We start from the raw sequence: 26,491 nt of genomic DNA on the forward strand, positions 1-26,491 counted from the left end.
CCATAGAGATAGACCCATTTTTATCATTTCTCACAGTATACCTTAAAAAACACAACTGTTGAAATGGATATTTTAACATTAAGTTTGTATTATTTTAGTTACTGTCATCCGTCGGCATGCGATCGGATTGTTGTGGCTTCATAATATTTGGACGAGTACGATTATACAACACTGGCTTGCGAATGAAAACCGTTAATACCGATTTAAGGTCAAATGGAATAAACGGCCACAGATACGGACGATTAACTGAACGTTCCATTGCAAGAATAATCGTGATCAGCGTCAACGGTATAATAAGCCCCGCCAAGCCAAAAAGCGCAACTGTGCATATCAAAATTAATCGAACAATTCGATTGGCCAATCCGAGCTCATAACTCGGCGTTGCAAACATACCAACCGCTGCAATCGCAATATAGAGAATGACCTCATTAACAAAAATACCCGTCTGCACGGCAATATCCCCAATTAATATGGCTGCAACGAGCGACATGGCGGTAGCAAGCGAGGTTGGCGTATGCACCGAGGCCATCCGCATAAGATCTATCCCGATTTCGGCAAGGATAAACTGCAAAATCAATGGCAGCGCACCTGTCTCCTTTGGACCTAAAAACGCTAAAAATTCTGGGCGATACTCTGGATACTGAACAAAAAGCATCCATAGTGGAAGCAGCAATAGCGAGCCTAGTATTCCTATAAAACGAACCCACCTTAGATACGTACCAACCAGTGGTGTCTGACGATTTTCCTCCGCATGCTGCATAAGATCTGCGTAAGTAGTTGGCAGCGTCATGACACTCGGAGACGTATCCACGAAAATAGCGATCGCCCCTTCTAGTAAATGAGAAGATACCGTATCTGGACGCTCGGAATATCGGACAAGCGGGAATGGATTCCAGCCACGCTTAATCGTAGCTTCCTCCAGCTGCTTATCTGCTAGCGGAAGGCCGTCGATTTTGATCATCTCAATTTTTCGCTTAACTTCCTGAAGCAGCTGCTTGTCTACAATATCTTCAATGTAAGCGATACAGACATCCGTTTTTGTTCTCGCTCCAACACGTAGCATTTCATAGCGAAGCATAGGATCCTTCAAGCGACGACGAACAAGTGAGATATTGACCATTAACGTTTCATTAAAGCCATCCCTTGCACCTCGAACAACCTTTTCAATCGACGGCTCATCCAGTCCGCGCGCCGGGAAATTCCGGACATCAATGATGATGGCTTCGCTTTCGCCATCTACAAAAAGCGCGCCCTCTCCTCCTAATACAGAAGCGAGAACGAGATTCCAATCTTCTTCTTTACGTGTCTGAGCAGAAGGAATATAGTACGTAAAGAAGCTTTCAAGAGCCTCTCTACCAACCTCCTGAGTTTGAAGAAAGGTGAGTCTCTTTAATATCTCCATCACTAAATCTGAGCTGACCAAGCCGCTCATCGTGAGCATCGCAATTTTCGTTCTGCCAATCGTCATCTCACGTACAGCTACATCGAAGCTCTTCTTATATCCCAGCTCCGTTTCCAATCGAACAAGAACCTCATCCAAGCTAGTAGGGATCGGCTCAAGTGGCGCCGTCTGAATCTGATCCTTTTGTTCATCCTTCAGCTGACCGCCTTCACCGCCTGGGCTTTGATGCTCATTTTGCTGGGGAGACAGCCATACTCCATAATCTACAATGTTTCGGTATCCAGCTTGACTGGCATCCTGCTCCTCTTTCAAATGTGGTGGTAGTTGAGAAGGATGATAGGACTGCTGATTGCCTTGATTAGTAGATTGATGATCTTGATCTTTCATTCGAAAACACCTCACTAGAATACAAAATTACCACTGAAATATCAGCCAATCGATTAAAGCGCCGGTTACTTTTCCAAGCACCATAGCCATCATTAATGCGACCATGGCTTGAGAAAGCTTTAATCGTTTCGCCAAAATCGGCAGCACATTCATAACTTCGGTCAACGCCGCTGCAAGCATGCCTACAAACATACCGTTAAATAGTCCAGAAATGATATTGCTGGCTACGAATGGAAGCTTGATTGTGATATCAAACATATCCGCAACTGTAAAATAAAGCGCGCCGCTAATTAATGCGGCTTCAAACCAATGAGACAAATGATAGGCATTCGAAAGCTGGGCAAGCCTTGGGATGAGATCAAAAATAACGAGCAGCGCTACAAAGCTTGTACCTACTACAATTCCGCCTGCAAGCGCCAAAAATACGATCACTGCAACGAGTGCTGCGTTAATCATAGCCTTCCTCTCCCAATTTGTTCGCTTCCCGCTTTCCTCGATTTCGAATTTCTTCCGCGATCACGTATGTATTTACGTTTTCTTGATACATGAACATCTCTACTTCTAGCGGATTTGGTTCTTCGTTAAATTTCTTCTTGAAAATATGATTGAAAAACAAAACCATGCCAATGCCTACACCTATGGCGTACGGAACCTGAAACCATAATGGATGGTCAACATGTTCGCCAGTTATCAGCTCGACAATTCGAATATGGGTATCCTTCATATTCACATCTGCATGAAAATTCATCAGCGCCAATCCTGAACCGCAAAACAACAGCAGCCAGCTTATTACAAGCAGCACATAATGAGGCTTGCTTCCTCTTTCAGAGATCATGACAAGGATTTGCGGGTCACCATACACTTCGATTTGAATGTCAGGCCATTTTCGCTTTAGCATCTCAATAATTTGCAGCAGGTCAACGACGACCCGATTGCCATCATGCTCCTTGTGCTGATACAGCACAATTTGTTTAACCTGATTTTCCAGCTCTTTATCATCTGCAAGAACATGTGCAGCATCCTGGAGCTTGACCGTTTGCTTTTTGCTAATGCTGATGCGCTTTTTTAGACGCAGATAGACAGAGGTCGACGAACCCGCCATATGACATACCCCCTCACATCTAGTTACTCTTGGTTAGTATGAGCAAATCTTCTCATTTTATCCTTCTTCGTTTTTGCTGCAAAATAAAAGATCAGACCACCTATAAGGCGATCTGATCTTTTATTAGCTTTAATATTTTTTTCTCAAGACGAGAAACCTGAACCTGCGAGATTCCAAGACGACTTGCGACCTCAGATTGAGTTTTGTCTCGATAATAACGCAAATATACGATGGTGCGCTCCCGCTCGCTTAAGCCTTCTATTGCTTCAGCAAGCGCCATTTTATCGAACCAGTTTTCCTGCGATTCATCAGCGATTTGATCCATTAGCGTTATCGGATCACCATCGTTTTCAAACACTGTCTCGTGAATGGATGTAGGCGGCTTATTAGCCTCCTGTGCGAAGATGACATCCTCTGGGGTTATGCCTAATCGCTCTGCTACTTCCGAGATCGTTGGGAGCCTTCCCATCGTCTTAGATAGCTCATCCTTCATTTTGCGGACCTTGTTAGCCATTTCCTTCAAGGAGCGGCTAACCTTTATCGTTCCGTCGTCCCGAAGAAAGCGTTGAATTTCACCGATGATCATCGGTACAGCATAAGTAGAAAACTTAACGTCATAGCTTAAATCGAATTTATCCACAGATTTCAATAGCCCGATACAGCCGATTTGAAACAGATCCTCAGGCTCATAGCCGCGATTCATGAAGCGTTGAACGACTGACCATACGAGTCTGACGTTCGAATTTACCAAGCGATCGCGCGCACTCATATCTCCTGCCTGTGATAACGCAATAAGACGCTTCACTTCAACGTCATCCAAAAACGGCTGGGCTGATTGTTTTATATCCACATTCATGAGGTTCAACCCCTATGCCCTAGTTAAAGAGCGCTTTTTTTGATGCAATGCGCTTCATCATCGTTAGTTTTGTTCCACCGCCAACTGTACTGACTAATTCAAAATGATCCATAAAGTTTTCCATAATCGTAAAGCCCATGCCGGAGCGCTCTTCATCCGGCTTCGTGGTGAACAGTGGCGTGCGTGCAAGCTCTGTATCTTCAATGCCTGCACCCTCATCGATAATTTCAATCGTGAGCTTGCCATCCTCAGCTATACCATTCATCTGAATTTCCTTCGTTGCATCACTGTGATAAGCATGAATGATGCAGTTTGTAACAGCTTCAGAAACTGCCGTTTTCATCTCTTCCAATTCTTCAATCGTTGGATCGAGAGAAGCTGCAAAGCTAGCAACAACCATCCTAGCAAATGCTTCATTGCAGGATTGAGCGCTAAACTTCATTGAAAATTTATTAGGGACGCTCATGATACCACCTCCAGGCTTGAAAGCGCACTGTTTTCATCGTCATGCAATTCAATAATTTTGAATAGGCCAGATAGTTCAAGCAGCTTATTCACGGAACGATTCACATTACATATAATCAGCTTACCGCCCTTTGCCTTAACCTGCTTGTAACGACCTAAAATGACCCCTATGCCTGAGCTATCCATAAAGGACAAGTAGTGCAAATCCATAACTAAATGCTTCACACTATCCTTCATCATCGCTTCCTCGATCAGGCTGCGCACACGATCAGCACTGTGATGGTCCAGCTCACCATGCAGGCGGACAATAATTGCGTTCTGAATGCGTTCAATATTCGCTACCACACTCACGTCTCGTTCAGCTCCTCATTGTTTGATTGATGTCAACACAATTGCTGTAATAGTGATAGAGTATGTTTCAACAGAACGCCTTCCTATTCCTGCCTGCTGACAAAACTAGAAGAAATGCGCCAATAAAACCTAATGGAACAAACTTTTTGTCGATCGTTTCAGCAGCTTCCACCAACTGCTTCGTTCAATGGTGCTTGGTGCAAGCAGTTCGTATTCCTTTACTAATGCTTCGCCCTGATACACCATTAGCTTGCCTATTGGCTGTCCTTCTACAATTGGTGCCCGCATCGACTCATCCATATCTAGTACGTAGTGGATTTGCTCAGTATTGCTGCCACGCTTTACAAGAATCGTAAAGTTTTGCGGCGCAACAATGTCCACCTTGCTTTCCATGCCCTTTTCAATTTCCAGCGTTCCAATTACGTCTCCCTTTTTAATGATTGGGTAGTTCATGTATTGGGCGAAGGAATAATCGAGCAATTGCGAAACCTCTGCATTACGAACCTTTGTAGATGGAGCTCCCATTACAACCGCAATCACTCTCATGCCGTCACGCATTGCGGATGCAGACAAGCAAAACTTGGCTTCACTTGTATAGCCCGTTTTAATGCCGTCAGCGCCATCATAGAATCGAACCAGCTTGTTTGTGTTAACAAGCCAGAACGGTTTTTCAGAATCTTTACGCAAATAATCCTGGTATTTTCCTGTAAAGGAGCGAATCAACTCGTACTTCATCAACTCTTTTGAAAGCAGCGCAATATCATAAGCACTAGAGTAGTGATTCTCTACAGGCAATCCGTTGGAGTTCATAAAATGCGTGTTTTTCATGCCTAACTGTTTGGCGCGCTCATTCATCATCGCGACAAATTGCTCCTCTGTGCCTGCAATTTTCTCTGCAAGCGCAACAGAAGCATCGTTGCCTGATGCCATTGCAACACCTTTAAGCATGTCCTCGACCGTCATCTGTTCGCCAACTTCTAGGAAAATTTGTGAGCCGCCCATTGAAGCTGCTCGTTCACTTGTTGAAACCATATCCGTCAGCTTAAGCTTTCCTTGATCCACTGCTTCCATAACTAGCAGCATCGTCATAATTTTTGTAATACTAGCTGGCGGAAGCTTCTGATGACTGTTTTTTTCAAAAATAACCGTCCCGCTTTCCGCATCGATAACAACTGCAGATAAAGCATTTGGAGCCAGTGCCGGTGCTGAGTTAGGCTGGCTTTCAATCGCAGCTGCCTCCATTACCGTATCCGCCTCATTCGCATGTACAACAACAGCTAGATTCATGAGCAACATACTGATGACTAGCATCGAAACCGTAAATTTCTTCAACTAATGTCCCTCCTATTAATGGTGACGAGATGCGTCAACTTAATGAATCGTCTCACTTACCTATTCATTATTAACGGATGGTTCCGCTTTTATTCCATTGTTTGGGTCAAACGTATAGATTAAGGAAACAAAAAAAGAGCCTATTCGCAAAATAAATCCCACGATAAGCTCTTTATCCATTCTTCTCACTAGTTGTTTCAATTCAAATCAATCATCATCAATACTTTGATTACAGCATCTGAATGCCTTGCTTGGTTACAATCGCTTGCAGTAATGGTCTTTGGTGCGGCTGTACTTCAGATATTGTGTATGCGTCATTCACCATTTTAACGGTTTCATGTTCGTCTGTTACCTTTGTATTCACATACAAGGTTGCAAGCACTTCTCCCTTGCTTACTTGATCGCCTACTTTTTTCCTTAATACGATCCCAACGGCATGATCGATCTTCTCATCCTTAGTCTGCCGTCCTGCACCAAGCTTCATAGCTGCAAGTCCAAGCTTCTCAGCCCCAATGGCCGATACGTATCCATGCTCTGTGCTCGTTATCTCATAGGTGTACAATGCTTGCGGAAGGCGTTTAGGATCCTCGATAACGCTGCCATCTCCACCTTGAGCTTCAATAAGCTGACGGAGCTTGTTTAGAGCAGCGCCATTCTGTAATGCTTCTTCCACCAACTGGCGCGCATTGCTTGCATCCGTTGCCTTTTTGCCAAGCAAAACAAGCTGTGCCGCAAGCGAAAGGCATAGCTCAGTCAGATCAGCTGGTCCATTCCCCTTCAACGTATCGATCACCTCGGCAACCTCGAGCGCGTTGCCAATTGCATAACCAAGCGGCTGGTCCATATCACTGATGATGGCAGCCGTTTCCCTACCTGTCTCTGATCCAATAGTAACCATAGCCTGAGCCAGCTTAATGCTGTCGTCAAGCGTCTTCATAAATGCACCATTTCCTGTTTTCACATCAAGCACGATTGCATCTGCGCCAGCTGCGATTTTCTTGCTCATAATAGAGCTGGAAATGAGAGGAATCGATTCTACTGTAGCTGTAACGTCACGCAGTGCGTACAGCTGCTTATCCGCAGGAGCTAAATCCCCGCTCTGACCAATAAGGGAGACCCCAATTGAATTCACTTGCTCGACAAATTGCTTCTGAGACAGCTCAGTATGAAATCCTTGGATCGATTCAAGCTTATCAATCGTACCGCCTGTATGTCCGAGCCCGCGTCCTGACATTTTAGCTACAGGTACCCCAACTGCTGCAACAATTGGAGCGATTATAAGACTTGTTTTATCACCGACACCACCAGTCGAATGCTTGTCTACTTTAATTCCTTGGATCGCAGATAAATCGACCTGATCTCCTGATCTTGCCATCGCCAGCGTTAGAGCAGCCACTTCCTTGGCAGTCATGCCATTGAAATATACGGCCATTGTCCAAGCTGACATCTGATAGTCAGGAATTTCACCTTTGCAATATTGCTCAATCCACTCCCCGATTTCCTGAGCGGAATGTTCTTTCCCATCGCGCTTATGTTGAATGAAATCTACGGCTCTCATCGTTTCCTCCAGTTTGTGCTTATGAATGATTAGGTGAAGGCTTACAGCGCAAATTCTAACACAGGAACTTTCTTCTTCATATTTTGTGCTCTTAGCACATGCTCGTCCAGTAACTGGCTAATCGCAATGACGTCCTTGTGCAACAAGCTTCCTTTCTGCGCTGCTGTCATCTCCATTTGCTTACGTAACATTTCAATCTTCTTATTCAGTTGACTATCCATTTCCTTCCATAACCATCCTCACCTATCAAAATAAAACACACTAGATTAAGGACATTATACGACGGATTCGGATTCGAAGGTTGTCACATTTGGGCACCTGAATTGTGAACATTCTGTGACACAAATCTTATATTTTGGCGATTAATGACGTTACAAGCTCTAAAAATTGCGATTTAACCCGATCTGTCGTTTCCATCACTTCTTCATGCGACAAGGGCTGATCCAAAATACCTGCGGCCATATTGCTTATGCATGATATTCCGACAACTTCAATGCCGCTATGTCGAGCCGCAATTACCTCAGATACTGTCGACATCCCTACCGCATCAGCACCCAGAACGCGCAGCATGCGAATCTCGGCAGGCGTTTCATACGAAGGACCTAGCAAGCCAGCGTACACACCTTCAGCCAGCTCAATTCCTTTTTCTGCAGCGACTCCCTTAGCCACTGCACGAAGACGTTTGCTATAGGCTTCCGACATATCTGGAAAACGTACGCCCAGTTCACCATCATGAGGCCCAATCAACGGATTTTTACCTGTTAGGTTCAAATGATCTGAGATCAGCATTAAGTTTCCGGCAGCAAATTGCTCGTTAATGCCGCCTGCCGCATTTGTAACGACAAGTGAAGATACCCCTAGCGCCTTCATGACACGCACTGGAAATGCTGTAATTTCAGGCGAATAGCCCTCATACATATGGAAGCGCCCTTTCATCAGAACGACATCGCGTCCTGACAGCTTGCCGATTACGAGGTCGCCAGCATGTCCCTCCACCGTTGAAACCGGGAAATGCGGAATTTGTTCATATGGAATAATTGTTGATTGCTCAATATGGTCACCCAATATTCCGAGACCTGATCCTAAGATTAGACCAATCTCGGGTTTTCTGTTCATTTTTCCTTCAATAAATTGTGCTGCTTCTTTAATCTGCTGTGACATCGTAAGCTGCATACTGATTTCTCCCTTCATAACGCGTGTATTATCATAATTGGCTCGGCTCTTTGCTGCTTAAATGAGCAGCTTCAAAAAGCTTGTCCCATTAGGCGGGGCAGTTACTTTAAAATTGTCGGCTATTGTAGCCCCTACATCTGCAAAGGTTGTTCTTGTTGCAAGCTTCGCTGGAGAGTTGAATCTTGGGCTGTAAACGAGAATAGGCACATACTCACGCGTATGATCCGTCCCTGGATGTGTCGGATCATTGCCATGATCAGCGGTAATCATCAATAAATCCTTTTCGCCAATTCTCTCAAGCAAAGCTGGAACAGCTTCATCAAATTGCTCTAACGCCTTGCCGTAGCCGATTGGATCACGACGATGACCGTAAAGCGAATCAAAATCGACAAGATTAGTAAACAATAGTCCCTTAAATTCAGTACCAAGCAAATCGATTGTTTTCTGAATGCCATCTGCATTGCTTTTAGTTGGATTGGACTGATTGATCCCCTCACTGTCGAAAATATCATTAATTTTTCCTACAGAAATCGTCTCCAGTCCCGCTTCCTGAAGAGCATTCAATACAGTCGGTTGTGGCGGCTTCACCGCATAATCATGTCGATTCGGTGTACGAGTAAAGCTGCCAGGCTGTCCAACATACGGACGAGCAATAACTCGTCCAACGAAAAAGCGTTCTTCCATCGTCAATTCACGAGCAATCTCGCAAGCCTTGTACAACTCGTCCAGCGGAATAATCTCTTCATGAGCAGCTATCTGGAGTACGCTATCAGCACTTGTATATACGATCCAGGCGCCCGTTTTCATCTGCTCCTCACCCAGCTCATCTAAAATTTCCGTGCCGCTGGCTGGCTTATTGCCAAGCACCTTTCGACCTGTACGCGACTCGAATAGTTGAATAAGCTCATCTGGAAACCCTTCTGGGAACGTCTGAAATGGCTTGTCAATGCGAAGTCCCATCAACTCCCAGTGACCGGTCATTGTATCTTTACCGGCAGAAACTTCTGCCATCTTGCCATAATAGGCATTGGCGTTCACCCTTGTATCAGGCTGCCATTGATCAATCGGTGCAATCCGATCAAGACCAAGCGAACGCAAATGAGGCAGCTTCATCTCATATTCTCTAGCTATATGTCCGAGTGTATGACTGCCTGCATCGCCAAACTGAGCTGCATCAGGCAACTCGCCAATACCGACACTGTCCAATACAATAACAGCAATTCGTTCAAATTTCATCGAGCTCTCACTCCTTGTTTGTCATGGTGTAGCCAATCAGGCGCGCGGATGTGTACTACGGTACACATCCTTTACTCCACTATTGGCTAGTGCAGCATATTTCATAGTCGATACAATATCGGCATGGCCAAGCAGCTCCTGTACGACATGCACATCGGCGCCATTTTGCAATAAATGCGCCGCAACGGAGTGTCTTAGCATATGAGGATTAATGTCTTCCTCAATCCCTGCCGCCTGTCCATATTTTTTCAACAGCTTCCAAAAGCCTTGGCGTGTCATGCGAGAACCAAGATGATTGAGAAACAGTACCTCAGGCTTCGTTCGCTCTGTCACAAGCTCGGCTCGTGCTGATTCCATATAGGCTTGAAGCGCCTCCTTGGCATAGCTGCCAAACGGGACAAAGCGTTCTTTGCCGCTAGGACTGATGCATTGAACAAAGCCTAATGACAGATGTACATGCTCGACATTTAGCGAAACCAGCTCAGATACGCGAATACCTGTAGCGTAGAGCAGCTCCAGCATAGCCTTATCGCGCTTTCCACTTGCTTTCGTTATATCTGGCGCTTGAAGCAAGGCAGTTGTCGTTTCCTGCGTAATCGTTTTCGGCTGCTGCTTCTGCTGCCGTGGCGCTTCAATATAAATCGTTGGATCGAATACAATGACATCCTCCAGCAGCAAAAAGTGAAACAGTGCTCGAATCGAAACGATATGTCTTGCAATCGTAGCCGGCTTTAATTCTGCTTGCTTTAGAAGATTCACATACTTCATAACATGATGCTTATGTACACTGCTCCACTCGGATACGCCCTGATCCTCCAAGTAAGCGACGAATTTCATTAAGTCTCGTTCATAGGATTGAAAGGAATTTAGTGATAGCTTTCGTTCATGCTTTAGCACCTTAAGATATTGATGAAATTGCTCGTGCATCCGCTCACTCCTTTCTACCTACTTAGTGTATCATTTCCCAATTCCTATTCGCCATACCGAAAAAACCATAGCAGGCGATCAGGAATGCTGTATTGCTCGATCTCATTGGTCATGGAGAATACTTTAACTGCGTCCCCGCTTGGGGCATCGTAAGGCGAACCGAAGCTGAATAACCCCTGCACCCAATCATAGGCTGTCGTTACGATAATGACAAGCAGCACAAACAATATAAAAAACAGAAACCGTTGCCCCATTTCCTTCATCATTGTCATTGCAAGCCTCCTTTAGAAATCTGCTCACTAGACCTTATGATAATTTCTGTTCATTTATGATGTACAGGCACGATCAGAAGAAAAAAAGGCCTGCAAATCCCAAGTTTGGAAATGCAGGACCTTCTATTTTGTCTGATCATTTTGAGATTGGCAGTTTTTACATACGCCGTGAAAGTCAAGGCGGTGATCAACCGTTTCAAAGCCAAATTGTTCTTGTAAGCGTTGTTCAAGCGGAAGCAGCCAATCCTCTTTAATTTCACTTACGATGCCGCACTGCACACATATTAAATGATGATGATGGTGGTGATTGCTGTCGCCTCTCAAGTCGTAACGGGCAACCCCGTCACCAAAATTAAGTTTTTCTACAATATGTAGATCGGTTAACAATTCCAACGTACGATAAACGGTCGCTAAGCCAATTTCAGGAGCAATTTCCTTAACAAGCAGGAAAACATCTTCTGCGCTTAGGTGATCCTCCTCGTTTTCAAGCAAGATACGTAGAGTCGCCTCACGCTGCGGAGTTAACTTGTAGCCCTGTGCTTGAAGCTGCTGTTTAATTTTTTCTATCTGGGCTTCCATTACAGTCCTCCTACCTACTCTCCTACTAAAATATGCTTACATTATATTAGCTTTTCGATTCATAAGTCAAACATTATCGTACCACTGTGCATTTTTTATAGAATTAGCTCTTGAACGCATACCAATCAAGCAGAAGAGGGGTTACATATACCTCTATTAAGCTTGCTGCAGCTAGCAGCAGCATCATCGCAGTCGCAATCGTAGAAAAACTAAGCAATTGCTGAGAGAGCACACCTTGGTGCTTGCGAATTCGATTATTGAATAAAAAGGAGGCGAGTGAGATCGCGGCAGAGCTTAAAACGATCATCGCAGGCAGCACAAAGATGTTATGCGGCGCAATCGTAAATAAGCTAAGCCATATTCCCTCGCTTCCAAAAGCTTGCGTCAGCATATAAATCGAGCTTCCTAACAAGAAGCCTTTCAAGAAATTCAACACCACGACAAACGGAACACCGATCATGGAAATGCCAAGAATAATCAGTGCAAACGCCCACTTCAAGTGTTTGAAAAACGTATCCCAAAATAGTGCTGTCCGATCAAGCGCAGCTGCCTGCTGCAGCCATGCAACATAATGAACGATCCCTTGATTTAGCTCCTCCTGCTGCATTGTCGGCAGTGCTTGTAAAAAAATGCTGCCGCATACCGCTCCAGCAAACATCACTACTCCCAAATAGATCCACTTGCTCCATTGACCTTGCATCGCAATCGCTCCTTGTATTCTAGCTTCTCTTTACGTTTATGCTAGATTGATAGAGTTTATGACAAGTTATCCTCTTTCAGAGCGTAGGCGCAAGGTCTCTTGGCTGGTCAGAGTGTAGCTGCTGCTGCTTGATCACAGTTAACCGATCATCGTCATAAACGAATATGCAAGCAAGCAGCAGCCTACTGCAGCTTGCCGGTTGCCAGCAGGAGCTTCCAAGTATATACCGCAAGCAGCGTTTTCGCATCGCTAATATCGCCGCTTGCGATATAACGTTCTGCTTCTTCTAGCGTAATCAGCTTTACAATGACATCCTCATCCTCGTCCAGATGCTGAGTGCCTTGCTCCACTTGATCAGTAAAGTATACGTAAAGCTTTTCGTCTGCAAAGCCAGGAGAGGTATAGAACGCATGAAGCAGTTTAATTTGCTTGGCGACGTAGCCGGTTTCCTCTTCCAGCTCGCGAGCAGCCGCTACCTCAGGCGCTTCATTCGGGTCCAGCTTTCCAGCAGGTATTTCAATTTGTGTTTTTTCAAGCGGCTTCCGATACTGCTCAACTACGACCAGCTTACCTTCATGTAATGCAATGACGGCTGCAGCACCTGGGTGGCGAACAATTTCTCTGGTCGCAGTTCTACCATCTGGAAGTTTAATCGTATCCACCTGTAGATTAATGACTTTTCCTTTAAAGATTTCTTCTGTTGAAAGCGTTGGTTCATTCCATATTTGATTTCCCATGTTTTTCCCTCCAATGTAGACAAGCAGTCATATTGTCAATCACTCGATCATACGCTGTACAAAAAGAGGGAGTGATCAATATGATAAAGCGCATCATTAAGCCAAATCAGCTCATGCTTACAGGTAAAGCGAGTGACATTAAAAAGGCACTGCAAGCGATGCTTGCAAGCAATGACAGCAGAGCAACCGTAACGGAATATACACATCGCTCTGCCGAGCTAAATAAGGCAAACGGTTAGTCTTGAACTTGTGCCGATTGCTTCAGCAATTCAACAACAAGCTGAGACGTTTTAATCAGATTGTCTACTTTGATTTGTTCCTTCGTCGTATGAATATGCTCATAGCCTACCGCTAGATTAACGGTAGGTACGCCCAAGCCATTGAACACATTTGCATCGCTGCCACCACCAGAATGGAAGGTGCGCGGCTCAAGATTAAGCGCTCGAATTGCTCTGCAAGCTAGCTGCACAACAGCACTGCTGTCTGGATGATGGTAAGCAGGGTACACAATATTGCTTTGGAATACCGCTTTTGCCTGATAGCTCTCTACCGTTTCTTCCACTGCCTGCTTCATGCTCGCGACTTGCGCCTCCAGCTTATCTTCTCTAATACTGCGCGCCTCTGCGACTAACTTGACATAATCGCATACGATATTCGTTGGCCCGCCGCCTTCAAAGCGTCCAATATTAGCTGTTGTTTCCTCATCAATACGACCCAGCTTCATCGCGCTAACTGCTTTGGCAGCAACCTGGATTGCGCTAATCCCTTTTTCAGGACTTACACCAGCATGCGCAGATTTGCCGAAGATCTCAATTTCAATATGCGCTTGTGTAGGTGCTGCTACCGCAATGTCTCCAATATCACCGTTAGAATCAAGAGCATAGCCATAAGATGCCGTAAGCATGCTTGGGTCAATTGCACGTGCGCCCAGCAGGCCGGATTCCTCGCCAACTGTAATTACGACTTGAATATTGGCATGAGAAAGCTTGTTCTCTTTGGCAACTTGAATCGCTTCGAACAATGCTGCAATTCCCGCCTTATCGTCGCTGCCAAGTATCGTTGTACCGTCTGAACGAATATATCCGTCTTCATCAATACGCGGCTTAATACCGTTTCCAGGAGTGACGGTATCCATATGGCATGTAAACAGAATCGTTGGCTGATTCTTCGCATCCTCCGTTGCTTCAAGTGCTGCGAAAATATTGTTCGCACCATGACCTGTAATTTCTGCAGCGTTGTCCTCCGTCACCGAAAGCCCCAGCTCAGCAAGACGCTTTTTTAGCACCTCGCTAATTTCAGCCTCATTGCCAGACTCGCTATCAACCGTCACAAGATCGAAAAATTGTTGAACTAAACGTTTTTCTTGTACCATTTTGTTTCCTCCGTCCTGCTTTTTCGTATACAATAGAGATATACAAGAGATTCGTAGATATTGAAAGGAGATACCTCTATCATGCGTCAGCAGAAAATTATTAAAGTTGTTGCAATTGTCGTAGCTGCGGCTCTTCTATTTACGACTTTATTTGCAGGCATTGGCTCCTTCTTCTTATAAGTTGGAGCTTTTATTATGCAAAGCCAAAGCGCTGCTTGAATAATGGAGCTAGCTGTACGGCGGCATCCTCAACAGACAGGTTCAAGCCCGTTACATCGTTAAAGGACGTTACACCATACTGCTGAATGCCGCAGGGAACAATACCACTAAACCCTTCTGAAGCAATGCCTGACTTAATATTCAAGGCAAAGCCGTGGCTCGTAATAAAGCCTTTGCGCTGGCGCGCTTTGTTAAACTTAACCCCTATTGCTGTAATTTTTTCATCGCCAACCCATACCCCTGTATATTCGGGTTTTCTTGTGCCTTTTATACCATATTGCGCTAGCCAGTCTATAATGACGGCCTCCACATTTCGTAAATACCCATGCAAATCCAGACCGACAGCATCAAGATAAATAAGCGGATAGCCTACAAGCTGTCCTGGTCCATGGTATGTAATATCTCCACCACGATCAATGTCATAAACGGAAATGCCTTTTTGTTTTAACTGTTCCTCGTCAAGCAGCAGGTGCTCTGGATGACGGTCTGAGCCTAGCGTATATGTTGGCGGATGCTGAAGAAGGAGCAGCGTTTCAGAACGCTCCCCCTTATCGATTTCCGCCACATATTTTTTTTGCAAATCCCAGGCTTCCTTATAGTCCATCATTCCGATATAACGGGCATCCATCTGCTTGAGCGTGAGATGTTGATCTGAGTCCAACATATGCGCAGCTCCTTCAATTCAATCTATACATTAGTAGATTGAGCTCTCAAGATTAAAGCTTTCAAGATTTTCTTTCACGCGTTGCAAAAATCTGCCGCAAATAACGCCATCCAATATTCGATGATCCAGAGACAAGCAAATATTCGCCATGGAACGAACCGCAATCATATCGTCGATTACGACTGGCTTTTTCACAATCGATTCAAACGTTAAAATCGCCGCTTGCGGATAGTTGATAATCGGGTACGACAGGATTGAGCCAAATGAACCCGTGTTGTTTACAGTAAAGGTGCCGCCCTGCATATCAGAAAGCGCCAGCTTGCCTTCACGCGTTTTTTGGGCGAGCTCTTCGATTTCCTTGGCAATTCCGGCAACATTTTTATGATCTGCATTTTTAATGACTGGCGTCATAACGGAATCCTCGGTACCAACGGCAAGAGAAATATTAATATCGCGCTTTACAATAATTTTGTCCACAGCCCATACGGAATTCATAATCGGGAAATCACGAATCGCATTCACCACAGACTTAATTAGGAAAGCAAGATAGGTTAGGTTAACACCCTCACGCTTCTTGAATTCATCCTTGTATTTATTTCTCAGCATGACAAGATTCGTAACATCTACCTCGATCATCGTCCAAGCATGAGGAATTTCGCTAACGCTTTGTCTCATATTACGAGCAATTGTATTGCGAATCGGCGTAACATCGATATACGTTTCGCCGCGAGCATGCTCATACGAATTGTCGATTTCAATTTTTGGAATCCGAGGTGATTCTGATAGATGTATGCCAGATGAACGAACAGGAAGCGTATGCGCATCAGCTGACTTGTCTGGCTGACGAATTTCCTTGGCGCCAGATGCAACATAGGCTAAAACATCCTTGCGAGTAATACGGCCGCCTAGTCCCGTTCCCTTAATGCTCTCCAGTGATACACCGTGCTGACTCGCTAACGTCTGAACAGCAGGAGAATAACGCTGACGCATCGAGCCGTCCTGTACAGGCGCTGCAGCAGTCGGTGCTTTCTTATCAATAGCTTGCGATAGCTCCGGCTCAGAGCTTGATGGCTGCTCTTGATCGCTTTCACTTTCAATAATGCAGATCGTCGTTCCTACAGGCACTTCCTCTCCTGTACCAATAAGAATTTTCGCAATTCGTCCCGCTACCGTTGAAGGAATCTCTGCATTGACTTTATCTGTATTAATTTCACATATTGGCTCATATACGTCTACCCAGTCGCCTGGCTGCTTCAGCCAACGATCAATCGTTGCTGTAACTTGTGATTCAGCCAGCTGCGGCAAATTTATTTCAGTAATGATACTCATTGGTCGATCAACTCCTAACGATTTAGGCCGACTAGAATTCAGCCAGTTGCTTCATGGCTGCCTTTACTTTTTCAGTATTCAGCAAGAAAAATTTCTCGCCTGGAGGATTGATTGGCATCGCAGGCACATCAGGGCCGCATAAGCGCATAATTGGAGCATCAAGCTCGAACAGCAGCTCTTCAGCTATAATAGCGGCTACTTCAGCACCTACACCACCCGTTTTATTGTCTTCATGAACGATAAGCACTTTTCCAGTTCTTCTTACCGCTTCGAGAATCGCTTCCTTGTCTAACGGCTGGATCGTCCGCAAATCAAGAATATGTGTGCTGATCCCTTCCTCTTCAAGCTCTTCAGCTGCCTGTTCAATAAAACGAAGTGGCAGGCTGTAGCCAATTACGGTTATATCATCGCCCTCGCGCAGCACATTGGCCTTTCCGATTTCAACGATGTAATCTTCATCAGGCACCTCGCCGCTAACAAGGCGATAGCTTTTTTTATTTTCAAAATACAGTACCGGATCCTCGTCGCGAATTGCTGCCTTGAGCAGGCCCTTTGCATCATACGGTGTGTATGGCGCTACAATTTTCAAACCCGGTGTTCCGAAAAATACCGATTCCGGACACTGTGAATGGTACAATCCGCCAAACACACCGCCGCCAATTGGCGCCCGAATGACTACAGGACAGTTCCAATCGTTGTTGGAGCGATAACGAATTTTCGCTGCTTCACTTATAATCTGGTTTGTTGCAGGGAACATAAAGTCCGAATATTGCATTTCAGCAATAGGACGCATGCCATACATAGCTGCACCGATCGCAACTCCAGCAATAGCAGACTCTGACAATGGCGTATCCAGCGCCCGCATTTCTCCAAACTGCTCATGCAGCCCCTTCGTGGTCGTAAACACGCCGCCTTTTACACCAACATCCTCGCCAAGTACAAAAACGTTGTCGTCCCGCTCCATCTCTTCCTTCATCGCAGAACGGATCGCATCAATATAACTTATCGTTGGCATTATTATTTTTCCTCCTTGCGAGCATCTGCGTACACATGATCAAGTACGGATTCTGGAGTAGGAAACGGCGCTTTATCGGCATAGCTGCTTGCTTCGTCCAATTGCTTTTTAATTTCCTCGCGCAAAGCATGTTCCTTCTCATCATCCCATAGGCCCAGCTCTTGAATATACATTCTGAACCTTGGCAGCCCATCGAGTGCTCGATGATGCTCTACTTCCTCTTTCGTGCGATAAGCCAAATCATTATCTGACGTAGAATGCGGCGAGATTCGATACATCATCGCTTCAATCAACGTAGGGCCTTCTCCACGTATCGCTCGCTCGCGAGCTTCCTTGACGACACGATAAACTTCCAATGCATCATTGCCATCGACACGCTCACCATGCATGCCGTAGCCTAACGCACGATCCGATATTTTTCCCGCTACCTGCTTATGAACAGGTACAGAGATTGCATACTGATTATTCTCACACATTAATATAACAGGCAATTTATGTACCGCAGCGAAGTTGCATCCTTCATGAAAATCACCCTGATTGCTAGAGCCTTCACCAAATGTTACAAAGCTTACGAAGTTTTTTTGCTTCATCTTGGCCGCTAGCGCAAAGCCTACAGCATGCGGAACCTGTGTCGTTACAGGGCTTGAGCCGGTAACGATGCGAAGCTTCTTGCTTCCGAAATGCCCAGGCATTTGTCTGCCGCCGCTATTAGGATCTTCTGCCTTAGCAAAAGCGGATAAAAATAAATCACGAAGTGTCATGCCAACAGAAAGCACGAAGCCGTAGTCACGATAATAAGGAAGAAAATAATCATTGTCTCTGTCGAGTGCAAAGGCTGCTGCAACCTGAGCGACCTCTTGGCCAATACCAGATACATGAAAATTCACTTTTCCTGCTCGCTGCATTAGCATCATTCGCTCATCAAACATTCTTGCTGTGAGCATTTGCGTATACATTGCAACTAATGCTTCATCTCCCAGTTCCAGCTGCTGATGCCTCGCTTGTTGACTTGTCGAAGACAATAATGACATATTATCTTCCTCCTCTTCTAGAAATTAAAACCTGGTACTAATACCACATCTTATTTCTATTATACTCCTAAGGAGCACAAAATAATATGTGACATTTATAATGAAATTGTTCGACCGTTTACACCCATCATTGCTTCTGCAATAGCTTCTGAAAGCGTAGGGTGCGGATGAACCATAGCTCCGACCTCCCACGGTGCTGCATTTAGCCAGCCGGAAAGAGAAGCCTCGCTAATTAATTCCGTTGCGTGCTCGCCAATAATATGTACGCCCAGAATGTCATCCGTGGCTTTGTCAGCAATAACTTTCACGAAGCCTTCTGGATGACCCGATACAATCGCTTTGCCAATTGCGGCAAATGGAACCTTGGATTTTTTGATCTCATAACCTGCTGCAACTGCTGATGCTTCCGTATAACCATAAGATGCAACCTCAGGATAGGAATAGATGCAGCGCGGAATCTGATGAGCCGCAACTGGATAGATATCCTTTCCACATATATGATCAACAGCGACAAGCCCTTCATGCGCAGCAGCGTGTGCAAGCTGTACTCCGCCAATGACATCGCCAATTGCATAAATATGCGGCTCGGATGTTTGTCCAAATTCATTTACAACGATGACATTGTTCTTCACCTTTACATCGGTGTTTTCGAGCCCAATATCATCACAGTTCGCGATACGCCCGACTGATACGAGCATTTGCTCGCCTTCTAGCACCACACTTCCGTCAGCTGTCTTAGCTGAAATCGAAAAGCCAGTCGGTCCCGTTTGATAGCTTGCTGCATCAAGCTCCACTCCAGTCAATACTCGAACACCACGTTTAGTTAGCTGCCTGGTCATTTCTAGTGAAATTTCAGCATCTTCTCCAGGGAGCAGTCTCGCACCCAGTTCCACAATCGTGACCTGCACACCGAAGTCATGCAGCAATGTCGCCCATTCTACCCCTATTACTCCCCCACCAACGATTAGCATGCTCTCAGGCAGCTTGTCCAGCTCGAGGGCATGATCGCTGCTTAATATAAAGCGTCCATCCGGTTCTAATCCCGGAACACTTCTCGTTCGAGATCCTGTTGCGATAATGAGCTGCTGCCCTACAACAGATTCTGTTTCACCGTCAGCAAGCTCGACAGCTAGCGCTCCGCTGCGCGGAGAAAAAATAGACGGCCCAATTACGCGACCTTTTCCGTGTATAATCTGAATGCCATAACGCTTCATTAGTCCTTGAAGTCCTTTGTGCAGCTGCTCGACTTTTTCCAGCTTCGTATGCTGTACTGCACCAAAATCAAACGAAACCTGATCTACAGCTATCCCATACTTAGCAGATTCGAGTATCGTGCGATACACCTCTGAGCTGCGCAGCAGCGCCTTCGACGGAATGCAGCCACGATGCAAGCAAGTACCGCCAACTTTATCCATCTCCACAATGGCAACTGATTTACCCTGTTGAGCCGCTCGAATCGCTGCGGTATACCCGCCAGGCCCTCCTCCTAAAATTGCAACATCCACTTGAATCGCCATACGATAACCCTCCATTTATAAGTTCAACTATTCACTTTATCATCTGTTAGTCGTTCATTTCCTTATTGTACCTCTTTTTATCACTTCCTGCATCGTCTTTGCACAGGTATACCTTTGCAGGGCAATTTATGGTACGATGAGAGATATGGTTTGTTTTTATGAAAATGGTTGCAGAAGGAGCTCACTCATGAAATTAATGATCCAACGATTAGTCGCCATTATACTTCTCGTTGTGCCTGGCATCATTGCCTGCTTTGGCTTCCTAAAAATGAAGGATTCTATATTTGATTATTGGAGTATGTTTGGCAATGAAGCGATGAGTCCAAGCTTTGAATGGGGAAAGTTCATCCTTGGATTGATTATGTTTGCTGCTGGAGCAGGTTTTATTGGAGGCTGGACCTTTTATCGAGATCGCAAGCGCAACTATGTTGCCCCTCGATTTAAAGAAAAGCGCAATAAGCCACCAAAACCAACGAAATCCAATTCATAATTTACATGCTGTTAATTGTTATTTAATTTCCTATTAACAATCCACCCTTATACTGATTTTAAGTAAAGGAGGTGGATTACAGCATGATCGTTTTTGACGTCATTGTTGACGGTGAAAAGATTGAAACACTAAGGCCGATGACTTCACGCTTAAGAGAGCTGAAGCAGTTCATTGACCAGCAGGTAGAGCAGCTTGTTGAAAAATATGGTGCAAATGTTTATCTGTCTAGACGCTTCGAGTACTAATGTCGAAGCGTCTATTTTTATGTATATAGCAATATAGGTATTTTGATGTAGACGTTGGGAAAATATGTTTAGACAATCTCATCCATTTCCATTATTATTAATTCATACAAAAATGCTAGGGATTAGAATTGGAGGAGAAATTGATGAATTGGAATTCTACTAAAAAAATTGCCGCATTAGCACTTGCAGCCAGTATCGTTGTTTTCCCGCTTGCCAAGCCAGCTTATGCTGCCCCTCTTACTGCTGATGAGTACCGAACTTTTTTAAGCAGTAAATTTGATTTAACGGTTTCCGATAACGTAACAAAAGGACAATTTATTTCCTATGTTGCAGAGCTTCTGCCAGGTGAAGCTGCAGAAGAATATACATTCACTGATCTTGCAGCAAGCGATGAATTTTACAAAGCAGCTGCGGAATTGTATGAGAAAGGCTATCTTTCCAGCACGACCGTTGAGGCAAAGCAGCAGCTTGACCCATGGGTAGCTGCGATTCTAGCTGTACGTGCAGCCGGATTGCAAGAATTGGCCGCCACATATACGGATGAAAAAATCGAATCTGCGCTTGCAAAAATCAACTCATCCTCTTCACGTTGGGTAAAGCATGTTGCTCAAGAGCTTGCTGTTGCAATTGACAACAATATCGTTCCCGAACAATTCTATAGTGAATTGACTGCAAAGCAGCCTGCCAGCTCTGACTTTGTCGCTTATGTACTAGGTGAAGTTGCAAGCTATAACGGCAGCTACAAAAACTATTTGGGTTACGCTTCTGACGCAAGCTTAATTGCTAAGCTGATTAGTGCGTTCAATTCCTCTGACATTATTCAAGTCAGCGAGCTTCAAAAAATTGTTGACACAGCCTTGGAGCAAGAAATTATTACTGGCTATAACTTCAAGGATGCGCGTTATGAAGCAAACTTCGTTGATGAGTACGCAATTACATATGGTCATTCTGATTTGAAACATGCGATCCAGCTAATCGGCCTGCTGCGCAGCGAAGGAATCGATGCTAAAGTTCAACTTGAACCAAAAACTTCTGCCTTCCTATACTTGAGTGAATGGGGCGAGCCTTCTGAGTCTGAATCTTTCCAGGTAAAACAAATTAATAACGGCAATTATGTTGCATTCTCCAAAGAGTACGATCTTAGCTTTGAATTCAACACGATCGAAGATAAGGAAGCCTTCCAGCAAATCGTGCTTGACTACGCTAAAAAAGATGCGGACGATGAGCCAGGACTGATTTACGGCTCATGGTGGCAACCGCTTTACTATACGAATACTCAGCTTGAGGATTATGTTTCCATCTCCAACAATAAAGTATCCCTTGGCAACTATTACGCTCAAACCTTCTCATTAAATGAGCAGGTGAAAGATATCGCTGAAGGATTCAAAAAGGTTAATGCTGATGTTGAAGTCGAGAGCTACCAATTCTGGGCTAACATCGCCTTCTACAACTACCTTGGCGGAACTGATTTCAAATAATAGTAAAAGAGGAGACCAATTCGGTCTCCTCTTTTCAATTCCGTTTACATTACATTAATGTGATCATGGATTAGCGAGATGCATTAAGCATCTTTAAAGCTGTCTGCACAAAACTTCTCAACCATTACAAGCTCATCGTCTTCCATCTCGATGTCGAGATAAGCGCCAGTGCCTGCGGTCTGAAATTCGTATCTCACGACTTTGCCATTCCCGTCAATAACGGCGTACACAACACGCAGCCTAACCCCTTCTTCATGAAACAGCTCGTCGTCTTCCTCAACCTCAACATCAATCATAAATTCATAGCGCTCGCCTTCCAAAATACGAAACGGATCCGCTACTGTTTCTACCGTATATTCCTGAATTGTAAACATTATTAGTCTCCTTTTTCCATGCCATTCTTACGTATTATACCACTGCTTGCCAACTTGTGCTATGTCGGCTACTTGGAATTCACTAAATACACTGCGAAATAAACAAGCCAAGCGCAACTAATTCGAGCAGTTACGCTTGGCTTACTGTGTCCTTATTGTTGGGCGGCCTCGACAAAACTGCGAAACAACGCCTTGCTTGCCTCATCCGTTTCGTGTGAAAACTCAGGATGCCATTGAACCGCCTTTAAAAAACGATATGCTGGGTGCTCAATCGCTTCAACGACTCCATCAGATGCACGTGCCATCACTTGACACCCTGGTGCCAGCTCATGAATAGCTTGATGATGATAGCTGTTGACATTCAGCATGCTCGTTCCCAGCAAGCGGTAAAGCGAGCTTCGTCGCTCAATCATCACCTCATGACATGGCTGATGATAAGGTGGGCGTTGCTGATGATTTAGCCTCGTCTCATATTGTGTTGGAATATCCTGATATAGTGTACCGCCGAGCAGCGCATTAAACAGCTGAATACCGCGGCAAATGCCGAACATCGGTAAATCCACTGCATGAGCAAGCTGAAACAACCGCTTTTCCATCTCGTCTCGTTCTGTAATAACTGTTCCACATTCCTCGACAGGCTGCTGTCCATACAAAGCTGGATGTATATCGTGACCACCAGTAAACAATAGCCCGTCTATTGTCGTAATGAGCTGCTCCAATACGGACGAATCATTGGTTAGCGGAAGCATTAGTGGAATCCCTCCCGCTTCCTCAATCGCCTTCATGTACCCTGGCAGCATCCAGTAGCTTTCTTTATGTTCATCATATAATGGAGATATACCAATTAACGGTTTTCTCATTTTTCTGCCTCCTACTTCTCCTAAACCAGTATATCTCCATTGTATAAAACGAAGTATGTTAGCTGAATACACTACTTTCATGAAGATTTACACTTCCTGCATAAGGATCGCGTTGAATCCCCTTACATAGCAACTATGAGAGGGAATTGCTTCACGTTGATTCACTCAACAAGCTCCTGGCCCTGTTCAGTATGCTGTTTTAACGCTTCGATATAGGCTTCTGCTAGCATAGACAAGGTAACATTGCGATGTGCAATCCAGCCAATTTCGAGATGGTCGTCAATATCAAGCGGTACAGGTATTATTTCATTGCCATTCAGGTCTTTGCTAAGCACACCAGAGGATATCGTGTAGCCGTTTACGCCAATTAGCAGATTAAATAAGGTTGCCCGATCATTTACTTTAATGCTTTTAGGCCTTGATACGGTACTCTGAATTTCCTCAGAAAAGTAGAAGGAATTATACTCCCCCTGCTCAAATGACAAATAAGGGTATTCCTCCAAATCCTCCATTGTAACGCTTTTTCGAGAAGCTAGTGGATTGTAGACGCTAATGAATACATGAGGCTTGGCTACAAATAATCGATGAAACTGCAAATTTGCTTCACGTAGCAGCTTCGATATGACTTTTCGGTTGAAGTCATTTAAAAACAAGATTCCGATTTCACTTCGCATCGTCTTAACATCTTCAATAATCTCATACGTTTTTGTTTCTCGAAGGGCAAACTCGTATTTTTGCTGTCCATGCTCCTTAACAAGATGAACAAATGCGTTTACTGCAAATGCGTAATGTTGAGTGGAAACGGAAAAATGCTGCGGAGATGGGGCTGCGTTCATATATTTCTTTTCCAGCAGCTCGGCTTGCTCTACTACCTGTCTGGCATAGCTAAGAAACTCAATGCCCTCCTGAGTCAGTGTAATGCCTTTATTCGTTCGCTCAAAGATCGTGATGGAAAGCTCCTTCTCCAGATCCTTGATCGCATTTGAAAGACTTGGCTGAGATATAAAAAGATGCCTCGCGGCTTCGTTCATTGAACCGTGTTTATTCACTTCTAGCACATACTTCAACTGCTGTAATGTCACTTCAATCCCTCCCACCTAGCTCCATTGTAGCGATTATGGCACTGCATGACTAGACATTTACGTGTTCCGTACTACTTGATGCAACAAAAATAGACGATTCCTCTATGAAGAATCGCCTTGGATTGTATTATTTTATACGTTATTGTATCTCTAACAGCTTCAAAATTTGTCTCGACATGGCATTCGCCTGTGCGAGCAAAGACACGGATACTTGAGACAGCATGTTGGCACGTACAAAGTTCGTCATCTCCTCAGCCATATCCGCATCACGGATTCTGGATTCAGCTGCGGTTAGATTCTCAGCATAAGTTAAAACAAAATTGTTGCGATGCTCCAGTCGATTCTGATAAGCCCCTAGCTTGGCGCGTTCATTGGAAACATCGTTTACCGCTTTTTTCAAATCCCCCATTGCTTGTTGAGCGCCTGCACTTGTTGAAAGATCCAATCCATTCAATATGCCAAGCAAGCTTTGCAAATTCGGCATATCCATCTCCAACGTATCATGTGCTTCACTGCCGATTTGCAGCACTAGCCCTTTTTTATTGTTGTTTGGATCCTTCGCAGTGTCGCCATTCAGAAGCATAATACCGTTGAATTGTCCGCCATTAGCAATACTAATAATTTCTTCTCGCAGCTGATCAAATTCGAGCTGCAGCTTGTTGCGATCGTTATCATCATACGTACCGTTTGCTGCTTGGTTGGCAAGTACATTCATTCTTTGAAGCATTGCATGAATTTCATTCATGAAGCCTTCAGCTGTTTGCAATAGTGAGATTCCGTCCTGAATATTACGCGAAGCCTGCTTCAAGCCATTGATCTGATATCGCATTTTTTCAGAAATCGCTAATCCTGCAGGATCATCAGCTGCCCGATTAATACGATAACCAGTAGAAAGTCGTTCCATTGATTTGGCTAACTGATTTTGGTGTGTCTGAAAATTACGCAGCACATTTAATGCCATTGTATTCGTATTGATATACATGGAACGCTTTCTCCTTTACGATCTATTCACGGCTACGCGTGTTCTGCCTATATTATACAAGACTTACCATCATTTTTACAGGTTTTTGGCAACTTGTTTTGCTGTTTTTCATTATTATTTGTAAGTGTTGTGTCAGTTTGGCAGCAGTCCTTGTAGCGTTTCCCTGTTTTTTCTTGACGTACGGACACATCGAAGCACTAACTACTAATTACTTTTTATGGTAAACTAACAATCGTGGAGGTGAGAACATGGTAAGCTTATTGCGATATATAGCCTGGGCAGCTTTGCTTGGAGGTTTTGTGTTAGGTTTTGTATACGGAATAAAAGTCAATATACTCGCTCCAGGGTACCATCAAACTGAATTCAGTATTCTAACTGCTCTCGTTTGGTGGGTGAGTGGAATCGTAGCCTCTCTACTGTTTTACACGCTCTCTTACGCGATTGCTGTTATCGAAGATATTCAAAACAAGCTGGAGCAATTATTACCTAAATCTTCAGGGCAAAGAGCATATCCCGAAACAGGAAAATCGAAATCAACAGCAGATGTCTTGGAACCCAGTGATGATTTTAAGCTGCCACCTATTGATAAAAATTTGTAAAACAAAAGGAGATAGAATTCCTGTTACAGGGAACCTATCTCCTTTTTCGTTATGGGTTGTGATGCGCAATCAAAAATACCGATTTCATCGAGTATTCACTCCATATAATCGGTATTTTATAATGTATGTATTATGTAAAGGAGTAAGACGCCTCACT

General features: G+C 44.5%; 32 protein-coding genes. 6 read left to right on the forward strand and 26 right to left on the reverse strand.

The genetic code is table 11. The annotated features are described in order from the left end of the window. Positions 1-94: 94 nt before the first annotated feature. From ACFP56_RS06830 to ACFP56_RS06905, 16 genes are all read right to left on the reverse strand, one after another. Complete coding sequence (locus tag ACFP56_RS06830) at positions 95-1,789, reverse strand: spore germination protein (RefSeq protein ID WP_379232585.1); 1,695 nt, start codon at positions 1,787-1,789, stop codon at positions 95-97. 27 nt (positions 1,790-1,816) lie between these two features. Next, positions 1,817-2,245 (reverse strand): stage V sporulation protein AB, encoded by a 429-nt coding sequence (locus ACFP56_RS06835; RefSeq protein ID WP_379232587.1) that lies wholly within the window; start codon positions 2,243-2,245, stop codon positions 1,817-1,819. After that, positions 2,238-2,891 carry a stage V sporulation protein AA gene (locus ACFP56_RS06840; protein WP_379232589.1) on the reverse strand — a complete coding sequence of 218 codons (654 nt, stop codon included), beginning with the start codon at positions 2,889-2,891 and terminating at the stop codon, positions 2,238-2,240. The genes ACFP56_RS06835 and ACFP56_RS06840 overlap by 8 nt, the downstream gene beginning before the upstream one ends. Positions 2,892-2,991: 100 nt before the next feature. Then, positions 2,992-3,747, reverse strand: coding sequence for an RNA polymerase sporulation sigma factor SigF (gene sigF / locus ACFP56_RS06845; protein WP_379232591.1), 756 nt, complete (start codon positions 3,745-3,747; stop codon positions 2,992-2,994). 19 nt (positions 3,748-3,766) lie between these two features. Further along, entirely contained in the window at positions 3,767-4,213 is a 447-nt protein-coding gene (gene spoIIAB / locus ACFP56_RS06850) for an anti-sigma F factor (protein WP_379232593.1), read from the reverse strand. Beyond that, entirely contained in the window at positions 4,210-4,563 is a 354-nt protein-coding gene (gene spoIIAA / locus ACFP56_RS06855) for an anti-sigma F factor antagonist (RefSeq protein WP_379232595.1), read from the reverse strand. The genes spoIIAB and spoIIAA overlap by 4 nt, the downstream gene beginning before the upstream one ends. Before the next feature lie 129 nt (positions 4,564-4,692). Beyond that, positions 4,693-5,895 (reverse strand): D-alanyl-D-alanine carboxypeptidase family protein, encoded by a 1,203-nt coding sequence (locus tag ACFP56_RS06860; RefSeq protein ID WP_379232597.1) that lies wholly within the window; start codon positions 5,893-5,895, stop codon positions 4,693-4,695. A 229-nt stretch (positions 5,896-6,124) separates the two neighbouring features. Beyond that, complete coding sequence (locus ACFP56_RS06865; protein WP_379232599.1) at positions 6,125-7,453, reverse strand: pyrimidine-nucleoside phosphorylase; 1,329 nt, start codon at positions 7,451-7,453, stop codon at positions 6,125-6,127. A 41-nt stretch (positions 7,454-7,494) separates the two neighbouring features. Continuing rightward, entirely contained in the window at positions 7,495-7,674 is a 180-nt protein-coding gene (locus ACFP56_RS06870; protein ID WP_379232601.1) for an aspartyl-phosphate phosphatase Spo0E family protein, read from the reverse strand. A gap of 127 nt (positions 7,675-7,801) precedes the next feature. Next, positions 7,802-8,626 carry a purine-nucleoside phosphorylase gene (locus tag ACFP56_RS06875; RefSeq protein ID WP_379232603.1) on the reverse strand — a complete coding sequence of 275 codons (825 nt, stop codon included), beginning with the start codon at positions 8,624-8,626 and terminating at the stop codon, positions 7,802-7,804. 57 nt (positions 8,627-8,683) lie between these two features. Beyond that, a complete protein-coding gene (locus ACFP56_RS06880) occupies positions 8,684-9,862 on the reverse strand; it encodes a phosphopentomutase (protein WP_379232605.1) in 1,179 nt (392 codons plus the stop codon). A gap of 36 nt (positions 9,863-9,898) precedes the next feature. Next, a complete protein-coding gene (gene xerD, locus ACFP56_RS06885) occupies positions 9,899-10,789 on the reverse strand; it encodes a site-specific tyrosine recombinase XerD (RefSeq protein ID WP_379232607.1) in 891 nt (296 codons plus the stop codon). A gap of 44 nt (positions 10,790-10,833) precedes the next feature. Beyond that, complete coding sequence (locus ACFP56_RS06890; RefSeq protein WP_379232610.1) at positions 10,834-11,061, reverse strand: DUF4227 family protein; 228 nt, start codon at positions 11,059-11,061, stop codon at positions 10,834-10,836. Between the two features lie 123 nt (positions 11,062-11,184). Beyond that, positions 11,185-11,640, reverse strand: coding sequence for a ferric iron uptake transcriptional regulator (gene fur / locus ACFP56_RS06895; protein WP_379232612.1), 456 nt, complete (start codon positions 11,638-11,640; stop codon positions 11,185-11,187). A 103-nt stretch (positions 11,641-11,743) separates the two neighbouring features. Next, positions 11,744-12,340 carry a stage II sporulation protein M gene (gene spoIIM / locus ACFP56_RS06900; RefSeq protein ID WP_379232614.1) on the reverse strand — a complete coding sequence of 199 codons (597 nt, stop codon included), beginning with the start codon at positions 12,338-12,340 and terminating at the stop codon, positions 11,744-11,746. A gap of 182 nt (positions 12,341-12,522) precedes the next feature. After that, on the reverse strand, positions 12,523-13,077 hold the full coding sequence (locus tag ACFP56_RS06905; RefSeq protein ID WP_379232616.1) for an NUDIX hydrolase: 555 nt from the start codon (positions 13,075-13,077) through the stop codon (positions 12,523-12,525). Between the two features lie 80 nt (positions 13,078-13,157). Here ACFP56_RS06905 and ACFP56_RS06910 point away from each other — a divergent pair, with 80 nt between their 5' ends. Further along, complete coding sequence (locus tag ACFP56_RS06910; protein WP_379232619.1) at positions 13,158-13,316, forward strand: hypothetical protein; 159 nt, start codon at positions 13,158-13,160, stop codon at positions 13,314-13,316. Here the strand turns inward: ACFP56_RS06910 and ACFP56_RS06915 are convergent. Next, positions 13,313-14,449 carry a M20/M25/M40 family metallo-hydrolase gene (locus ACFP56_RS06915; RefSeq protein WP_379232621.1) on the reverse strand — a complete coding sequence of 379 codons (1,137 nt, stop codon included), beginning with the start codon at positions 14,447-14,449 and terminating at the stop codon, positions 13,313-13,315. The genes ACFP56_RS06910 and ACFP56_RS06915 overlap by 4 nt on opposite strands. Before the next feature lie 81 nt (positions 14,450-14,530). On the opposite strand from ACFP56_RS06915, the gene prli42 reads away from it, so the two are divergent. Continuing rightward, positions 14,531-14,629, forward strand: a complete 99-nt coding sequence (gene prli42, locus ACFP56_RS06920) for a stressosome-associated protein Prli42 (RefSeq protein WP_379232623.1) — start codon at positions 14,531-14,533, stop codon at positions 14,627-14,629. A gap of 13 nt (positions 14,630-14,642) precedes the next feature. Here the strand turns inward: prli42 and lipB are convergent, their stop codons facing one another. The 5 genes from lipB to lpdA form a co-directional block, all read right to left on the reverse strand. Beyond that, positions 14,643-15,296 (reverse strand): lipoyl(octanoyl) transferase LipB, encoded by a 654-nt coding sequence (gene lipB, locus ACFP56_RS06925; protein ID WP_379233294.1) that lies wholly within the window; start codon positions 15,294-15,296, stop codon positions 14,643-14,645. Positions 15,297-15,362: 66 nt separating this feature from the next. Then, positions 15,363-16,661, reverse strand: a complete 1,299-nt coding sequence (locus ACFP56_RS06930) for a dihydrolipoamide acetyltransferase family protein (RefSeq protein ID WP_379232625.1) — start codon at positions 16,659-16,661, stop codon at positions 15,363-15,365. Between the two features lie 31 nt (positions 16,662-16,692). Then, positions 16,693-17,676 carry an alpha-ketoacid dehydrogenase subunit beta gene (locus tag ACFP56_RS06935; RefSeq protein WP_379232628.1) on the reverse strand — a complete coding sequence of 328 codons (984 nt, stop codon included), beginning with the start codon at positions 17,674-17,676 and terminating at the stop codon, positions 16,693-16,695. Between the two features lie 2 nt (positions 17,677-17,678). Beyond that, on the reverse strand, positions 17,679-18,707 hold the full coding sequence (locus tag ACFP56_RS06940; protein WP_379232630.1) for a thiamine pyrophosphate-dependent dehydrogenase E1 component subunit alpha: 1,029 nt from the start codon (positions 18,705-18,707) through the stop codon (positions 17,679-17,681). Between the two features lie 95 nt (positions 18,708-18,802). Then, complete coding sequence (lpdA, locus tag ACFP56_RS06945) at positions 18,803-20,224, reverse strand: dihydrolipoyl dehydrogenase (RefSeq protein ID WP_379232632.1); 1,422 nt, start codon at positions 20,222-20,224, stop codon at positions 18,803-18,805. A gap of 187 nt (positions 20,225-20,411) precedes the next feature. On the opposite strand from lpdA, the gene ACFP56_RS06950 reads away from it, so the two are divergent. The 3 genes from ACFP56_RS06950 to ACFP56_RS06960 all read left to right on the forward strand — a co-directional run bounded on the left by ACFP56_RS06950 (position 20,412) and on the right by ACFP56_RS06960 (position 22,437). Further along, positions 20,412-20,714, forward strand: coding sequence for a DUF2627 domain-containing protein (locus tag ACFP56_RS06950; protein WP_379232634.1), 303 nt, complete (start codon positions 20,412-20,414; stop codon positions 20,712-20,714). 83 nt (positions 20,715-20,797) lie between these two features. Next, the gene (locus ACFP56_RS06955) at positions 20,798-20,959 is read left to right on the forward strand and encodes a mechanosensitive ion channel protein MscL (protein ID WP_379232637.1); all 162 of its coding nucleotides are present in this window, start codon (positions 20,798-20,800) and stop codon (positions 20,957-20,959) included. 143 nt (positions 20,960-21,102) lie between these two features. Beyond that, positions 21,103-22,437 carry a hypothetical protein gene (locus ACFP56_RS06960; protein ID WP_379232639.1) on the forward strand — a complete coding sequence of 445 codons (1,335 nt, stop codon included), beginning with the start codon at positions 21,103-21,105 and terminating at the stop codon, positions 22,435-22,437. Between the two features lie 83 nt (positions 22,438-22,520). Here ACFP56_RS06960 and ACFP56_RS06965 read toward each other — a convergent pair whose 3' ends face one another. The 4 genes from ACFP56_RS06965 to ACFP56_RS06980 all read right to left on the reverse strand — a co-directional run bounded on the left by ACFP56_RS06965 (position 22,521) and on the right by ACFP56_RS06980 (position 25,735). After that, positions 22,521-22,811 (reverse strand): DUF6509 family protein, encoded by a 291-nt coding sequence (locus ACFP56_RS06965; protein WP_379232641.1) that lies wholly within the window; start codon positions 22,809-22,811, stop codon positions 22,521-22,523. 152 nt (positions 22,812-22,963) lie between these two features. Further along, a complete protein-coding gene (locus tag ACFP56_RS06970) occupies positions 22,964-23,671 on the reverse strand; it encodes a gamma-glutamyl-gamma-aminobutyrate hydrolase family protein (protein ID WP_379232643.1) in 708 nt (235 codons plus the stop codon). A 161-nt stretch (positions 23,672-23,832) separates the two neighbouring features. Then, a complete protein-coding gene (locus ACFP56_RS06975) occupies positions 23,833-24,753 on the reverse strand; it encodes a LysR family transcriptional regulator (RefSeq protein ID WP_379232645.1) in 921 nt (306 codons plus the stop codon). A gap of 139 nt (positions 24,754-24,892) precedes the next feature. After that, positions 24,893-25,735 carry a flagellin gene (locus ACFP56_RS06980; RefSeq protein ID WP_379232647.1) on the reverse strand — a complete coding sequence of 281 codons (843 nt, stop codon included), beginning with the start codon at positions 25,733-25,735 and terminating at the stop codon, positions 24,893-24,895. Between the two features lie 248 nt (positions 25,736-25,983). On the opposite strand from ACFP56_RS06980, the gene ACFP56_RS06985 reads away from it, so the two are divergent. Continuing rightward, positions 25,984-26,334 carry a hypothetical protein gene (locus ACFP56_RS06985; protein WP_379232650.1) on the forward strand — a complete coding sequence of 117 codons (351 nt, stop codon included), beginning with the start codon at positions 25,984-25,986 and terminating at the stop codon, positions 26,332-26,334. The last annotated feature ends 157 nt before the right edge of the window (positions 26,335-26,491 follow it).

This window comes from Paenibacillus septentrionalis, assembly GCF_042659865.1.
Classification (GTDB): domain Bacteria; phylum Bacillota; class Bacilli; order Paenibacillales; family Paenibacillaceae; genus Pristimantibacillus; species Pristimantibacillus septentrionalis.

What these genes read in the sequence shown, in the direction of transcription:
- ACFP56_RS06980 (WP_379232647.1), bottom strand. Translation starts at nt 25,735, where the DNA reads ATGTATATCAATACGAATACAATGGCATTAAATGTGCTGCGTAATTTT.
- ACFP56_RS06875 (WP_379232603.1), bottom strand. Translation starts at nt 8,626, where the DNA reads ATGCAGCTTACGATGTCACAGCAGATTAAAGAAGCAGCACAATTTATT.
- fur (WP_379232612.1), bottom strand. Translation starts at nt 11,640, where the DNA reads ATGGAAGCCCAGATAGAAAAAATTAAACAGCAGCTTCAAGCACAGGGC.
- ACFP56_RS06985 (WP_379232650.1), top strand. Translation starts at nt 25,984, where the DNA reads ATGGTAAGCTTATTGCGATATATAGCCTGGGCAGCTTTGCTTGGAGGT.
- xerD (WP_379232607.1), bottom strand. Translation starts at nt 10,789, where the DNA reads ATGCACGAGCAATTTCATCAATATCTTAAGGTGCTAAAGCATGAACGA.
- ACFP56_RS06905 (WP_379232616.1), bottom strand. Translation starts at nt 13,077, where the DNA reads ATGGGAAATCAAATATGGAATGAACCAACGCTTTCAACAGAAGAAATC.
- ACFP56_RS06930 (WP_379232625.1), bottom strand. Translation starts at nt 16,661, where the DNA reads ATGAGTATCATTACTGAAATAAATTTGCCGCAGCTGGCTGAATCACAA.
- ACFP56_RS06940 (WP_379232630.1), bottom strand. Translation starts at nt 18,707, where the DNA reads ATGTCATTATTGTCTTCGACAAGTCAACAAGCGAGGCATCAGCAGCTG.
- spoIIM (WP_379232614.1), bottom strand. Translation starts at nt 12,340, where the DNA reads ATGCAAGGTCAATGGAGCAAGTGGATCTATTTGGGAGTAGTGATGTTT.
- spoIIAB (WP_379232593.1), bottom strand. Translation starts at nt 4,213, where the DNA reads ATGAGCGTCCCTAATAAATTTTCAATGAAGTTTAGCGCTCAATCCTGC.
- ACFP56_RS06865 (WP_379232599.1), bottom strand. Translation starts at nt 7,453, where the DNA reads ATGAGAGCCGTAGATTTCATTCAACATAAGCGCGATGGGAAAGAACAT.
- ACFP56_RS06890 (WP_379232610.1), bottom strand. Translation starts at nt 11,061, where the DNA reads ATGACAATGATGAAGGAAATGGGGCAACGGTTTCTGTTTTTTATATTG.
- lipB (WP_379233294.1), bottom strand. Translation starts at nt 15,296, where the DNA reads ATGGATGCCCGTTATATCGGAATGATGGACTATAAGGAAGCCTGGGAT.
- ACFP56_RS06830 (WP_379232585.1), bottom strand. Translation starts at nt 1,789, where the DNA reads ATGAAAGATCAAGATCATCAATCTACTAATCAAGGCAATCAGCAGTCC.
- ACFP56_RS06970 (WP_379232643.1), bottom strand. Translation starts at nt 23,671, where the DNA reads ATGAGAAAACCGTTAATTGGTATATCTCCATTATATGATGAACATAAA.
- ACFP56_RS06910 (WP_379232619.1), top strand. Translation starts at nt 13,158, where the DNA reads ATGATAAAGCGCATCATTAAGCCAAATCAGCTCATGCTTACAGGTAAA.
- ACFP56_RS06935 (WP_379232628.1), bottom strand. Translation starts at nt 17,676, where the DNA reads ATGCCAACGATAAGTTATATTGATGCGATCCGTTCTGCGATGAAGGAA.
- sigF (WP_379232591.1), bottom strand. Translation starts at nt 3,747, where the DNA reads ATGAATGTGGATATAAAACAATCAGCCCAGCCGTTTTTGGATGACGTT.
- ACFP56_RS06965 (WP_379232641.1), bottom strand. Translation starts at nt 22,811, where the DNA reads ATGTTTACAATTCAGGAATATACGGTAGAAACAGTAGCGGATCCGTTT.
- ACFP56_RS06950 (WP_379232634.1), top strand. Translation starts at nt 20,412, where the DNA reads ATGAAATTAATGATCCAACGATTAGTCGCCATTATACTTCTCGTTGTG.
- ACFP56_RS06880 (WP_379232605.1), bottom strand. Translation starts at nt 9,862, where the DNA reads ATGAAATTTGAACGAATTGCTGTTATTGTATTGGACAGTGTCGGTATT.
- ACFP56_RS06840 (WP_379232589.1), bottom strand. Translation starts at nt 2,891, where the DNA reads ATGGCGGGTTCGTCGACCTCTGTCTATCTGCGTCTAAAAAAGCGCATC.
- lpdA (WP_379232632.1), bottom strand. Translation starts at nt 20,224, where the DNA reads ATGGCGATTCAAGTGGATGTTGCAATTTTAGGAGGAGGGCCTGGCGGG.
- ACFP56_RS06960 (WP_379232639.1), top strand. Translation starts at nt 21,103, where the DNA reads ATGAATTGGAATTCTACTAAAAAAATTGCCGCATTAGCACTTGCAGCC.
- prli42 (WP_379232623.1), top strand. Translation starts at nt 14,531, where the DNA reads ATGCGTCAGCAGAAAATTATTAAAGTTGTTGCAATTGTCGTAGCTGCG.
- ACFP56_RS06915 (WP_379232621.1), bottom strand. Translation starts at nt 14,449, where the DNA reads ATGGTACAAGAAAAACGTTTAGTTCAACAATTTTTCGATCTTGTGACG.
- ACFP56_RS06955 (WP_379232637.1), top strand. Translation starts at nt 20,798, where the DNA reads ATGATCGTTTTTGACGTCATTGTTGACGGTGAAAAGATTGAAACACTA.
- ACFP56_RS06870 (WP_379232601.1), bottom strand. Translation starts at nt 7,674, where the DNA reads ATGGATAGTCAACTGAATAAGAAGATTGAAATGTTACGTAAGCAAATG.
- ACFP56_RS06835 (WP_379232587.1), bottom strand. Translation starts at nt 2,245, where the DNA reads ATGATTAACGCAGCACTCGTTGCAGTGATCGTATTTTTGGCGCTTGCA.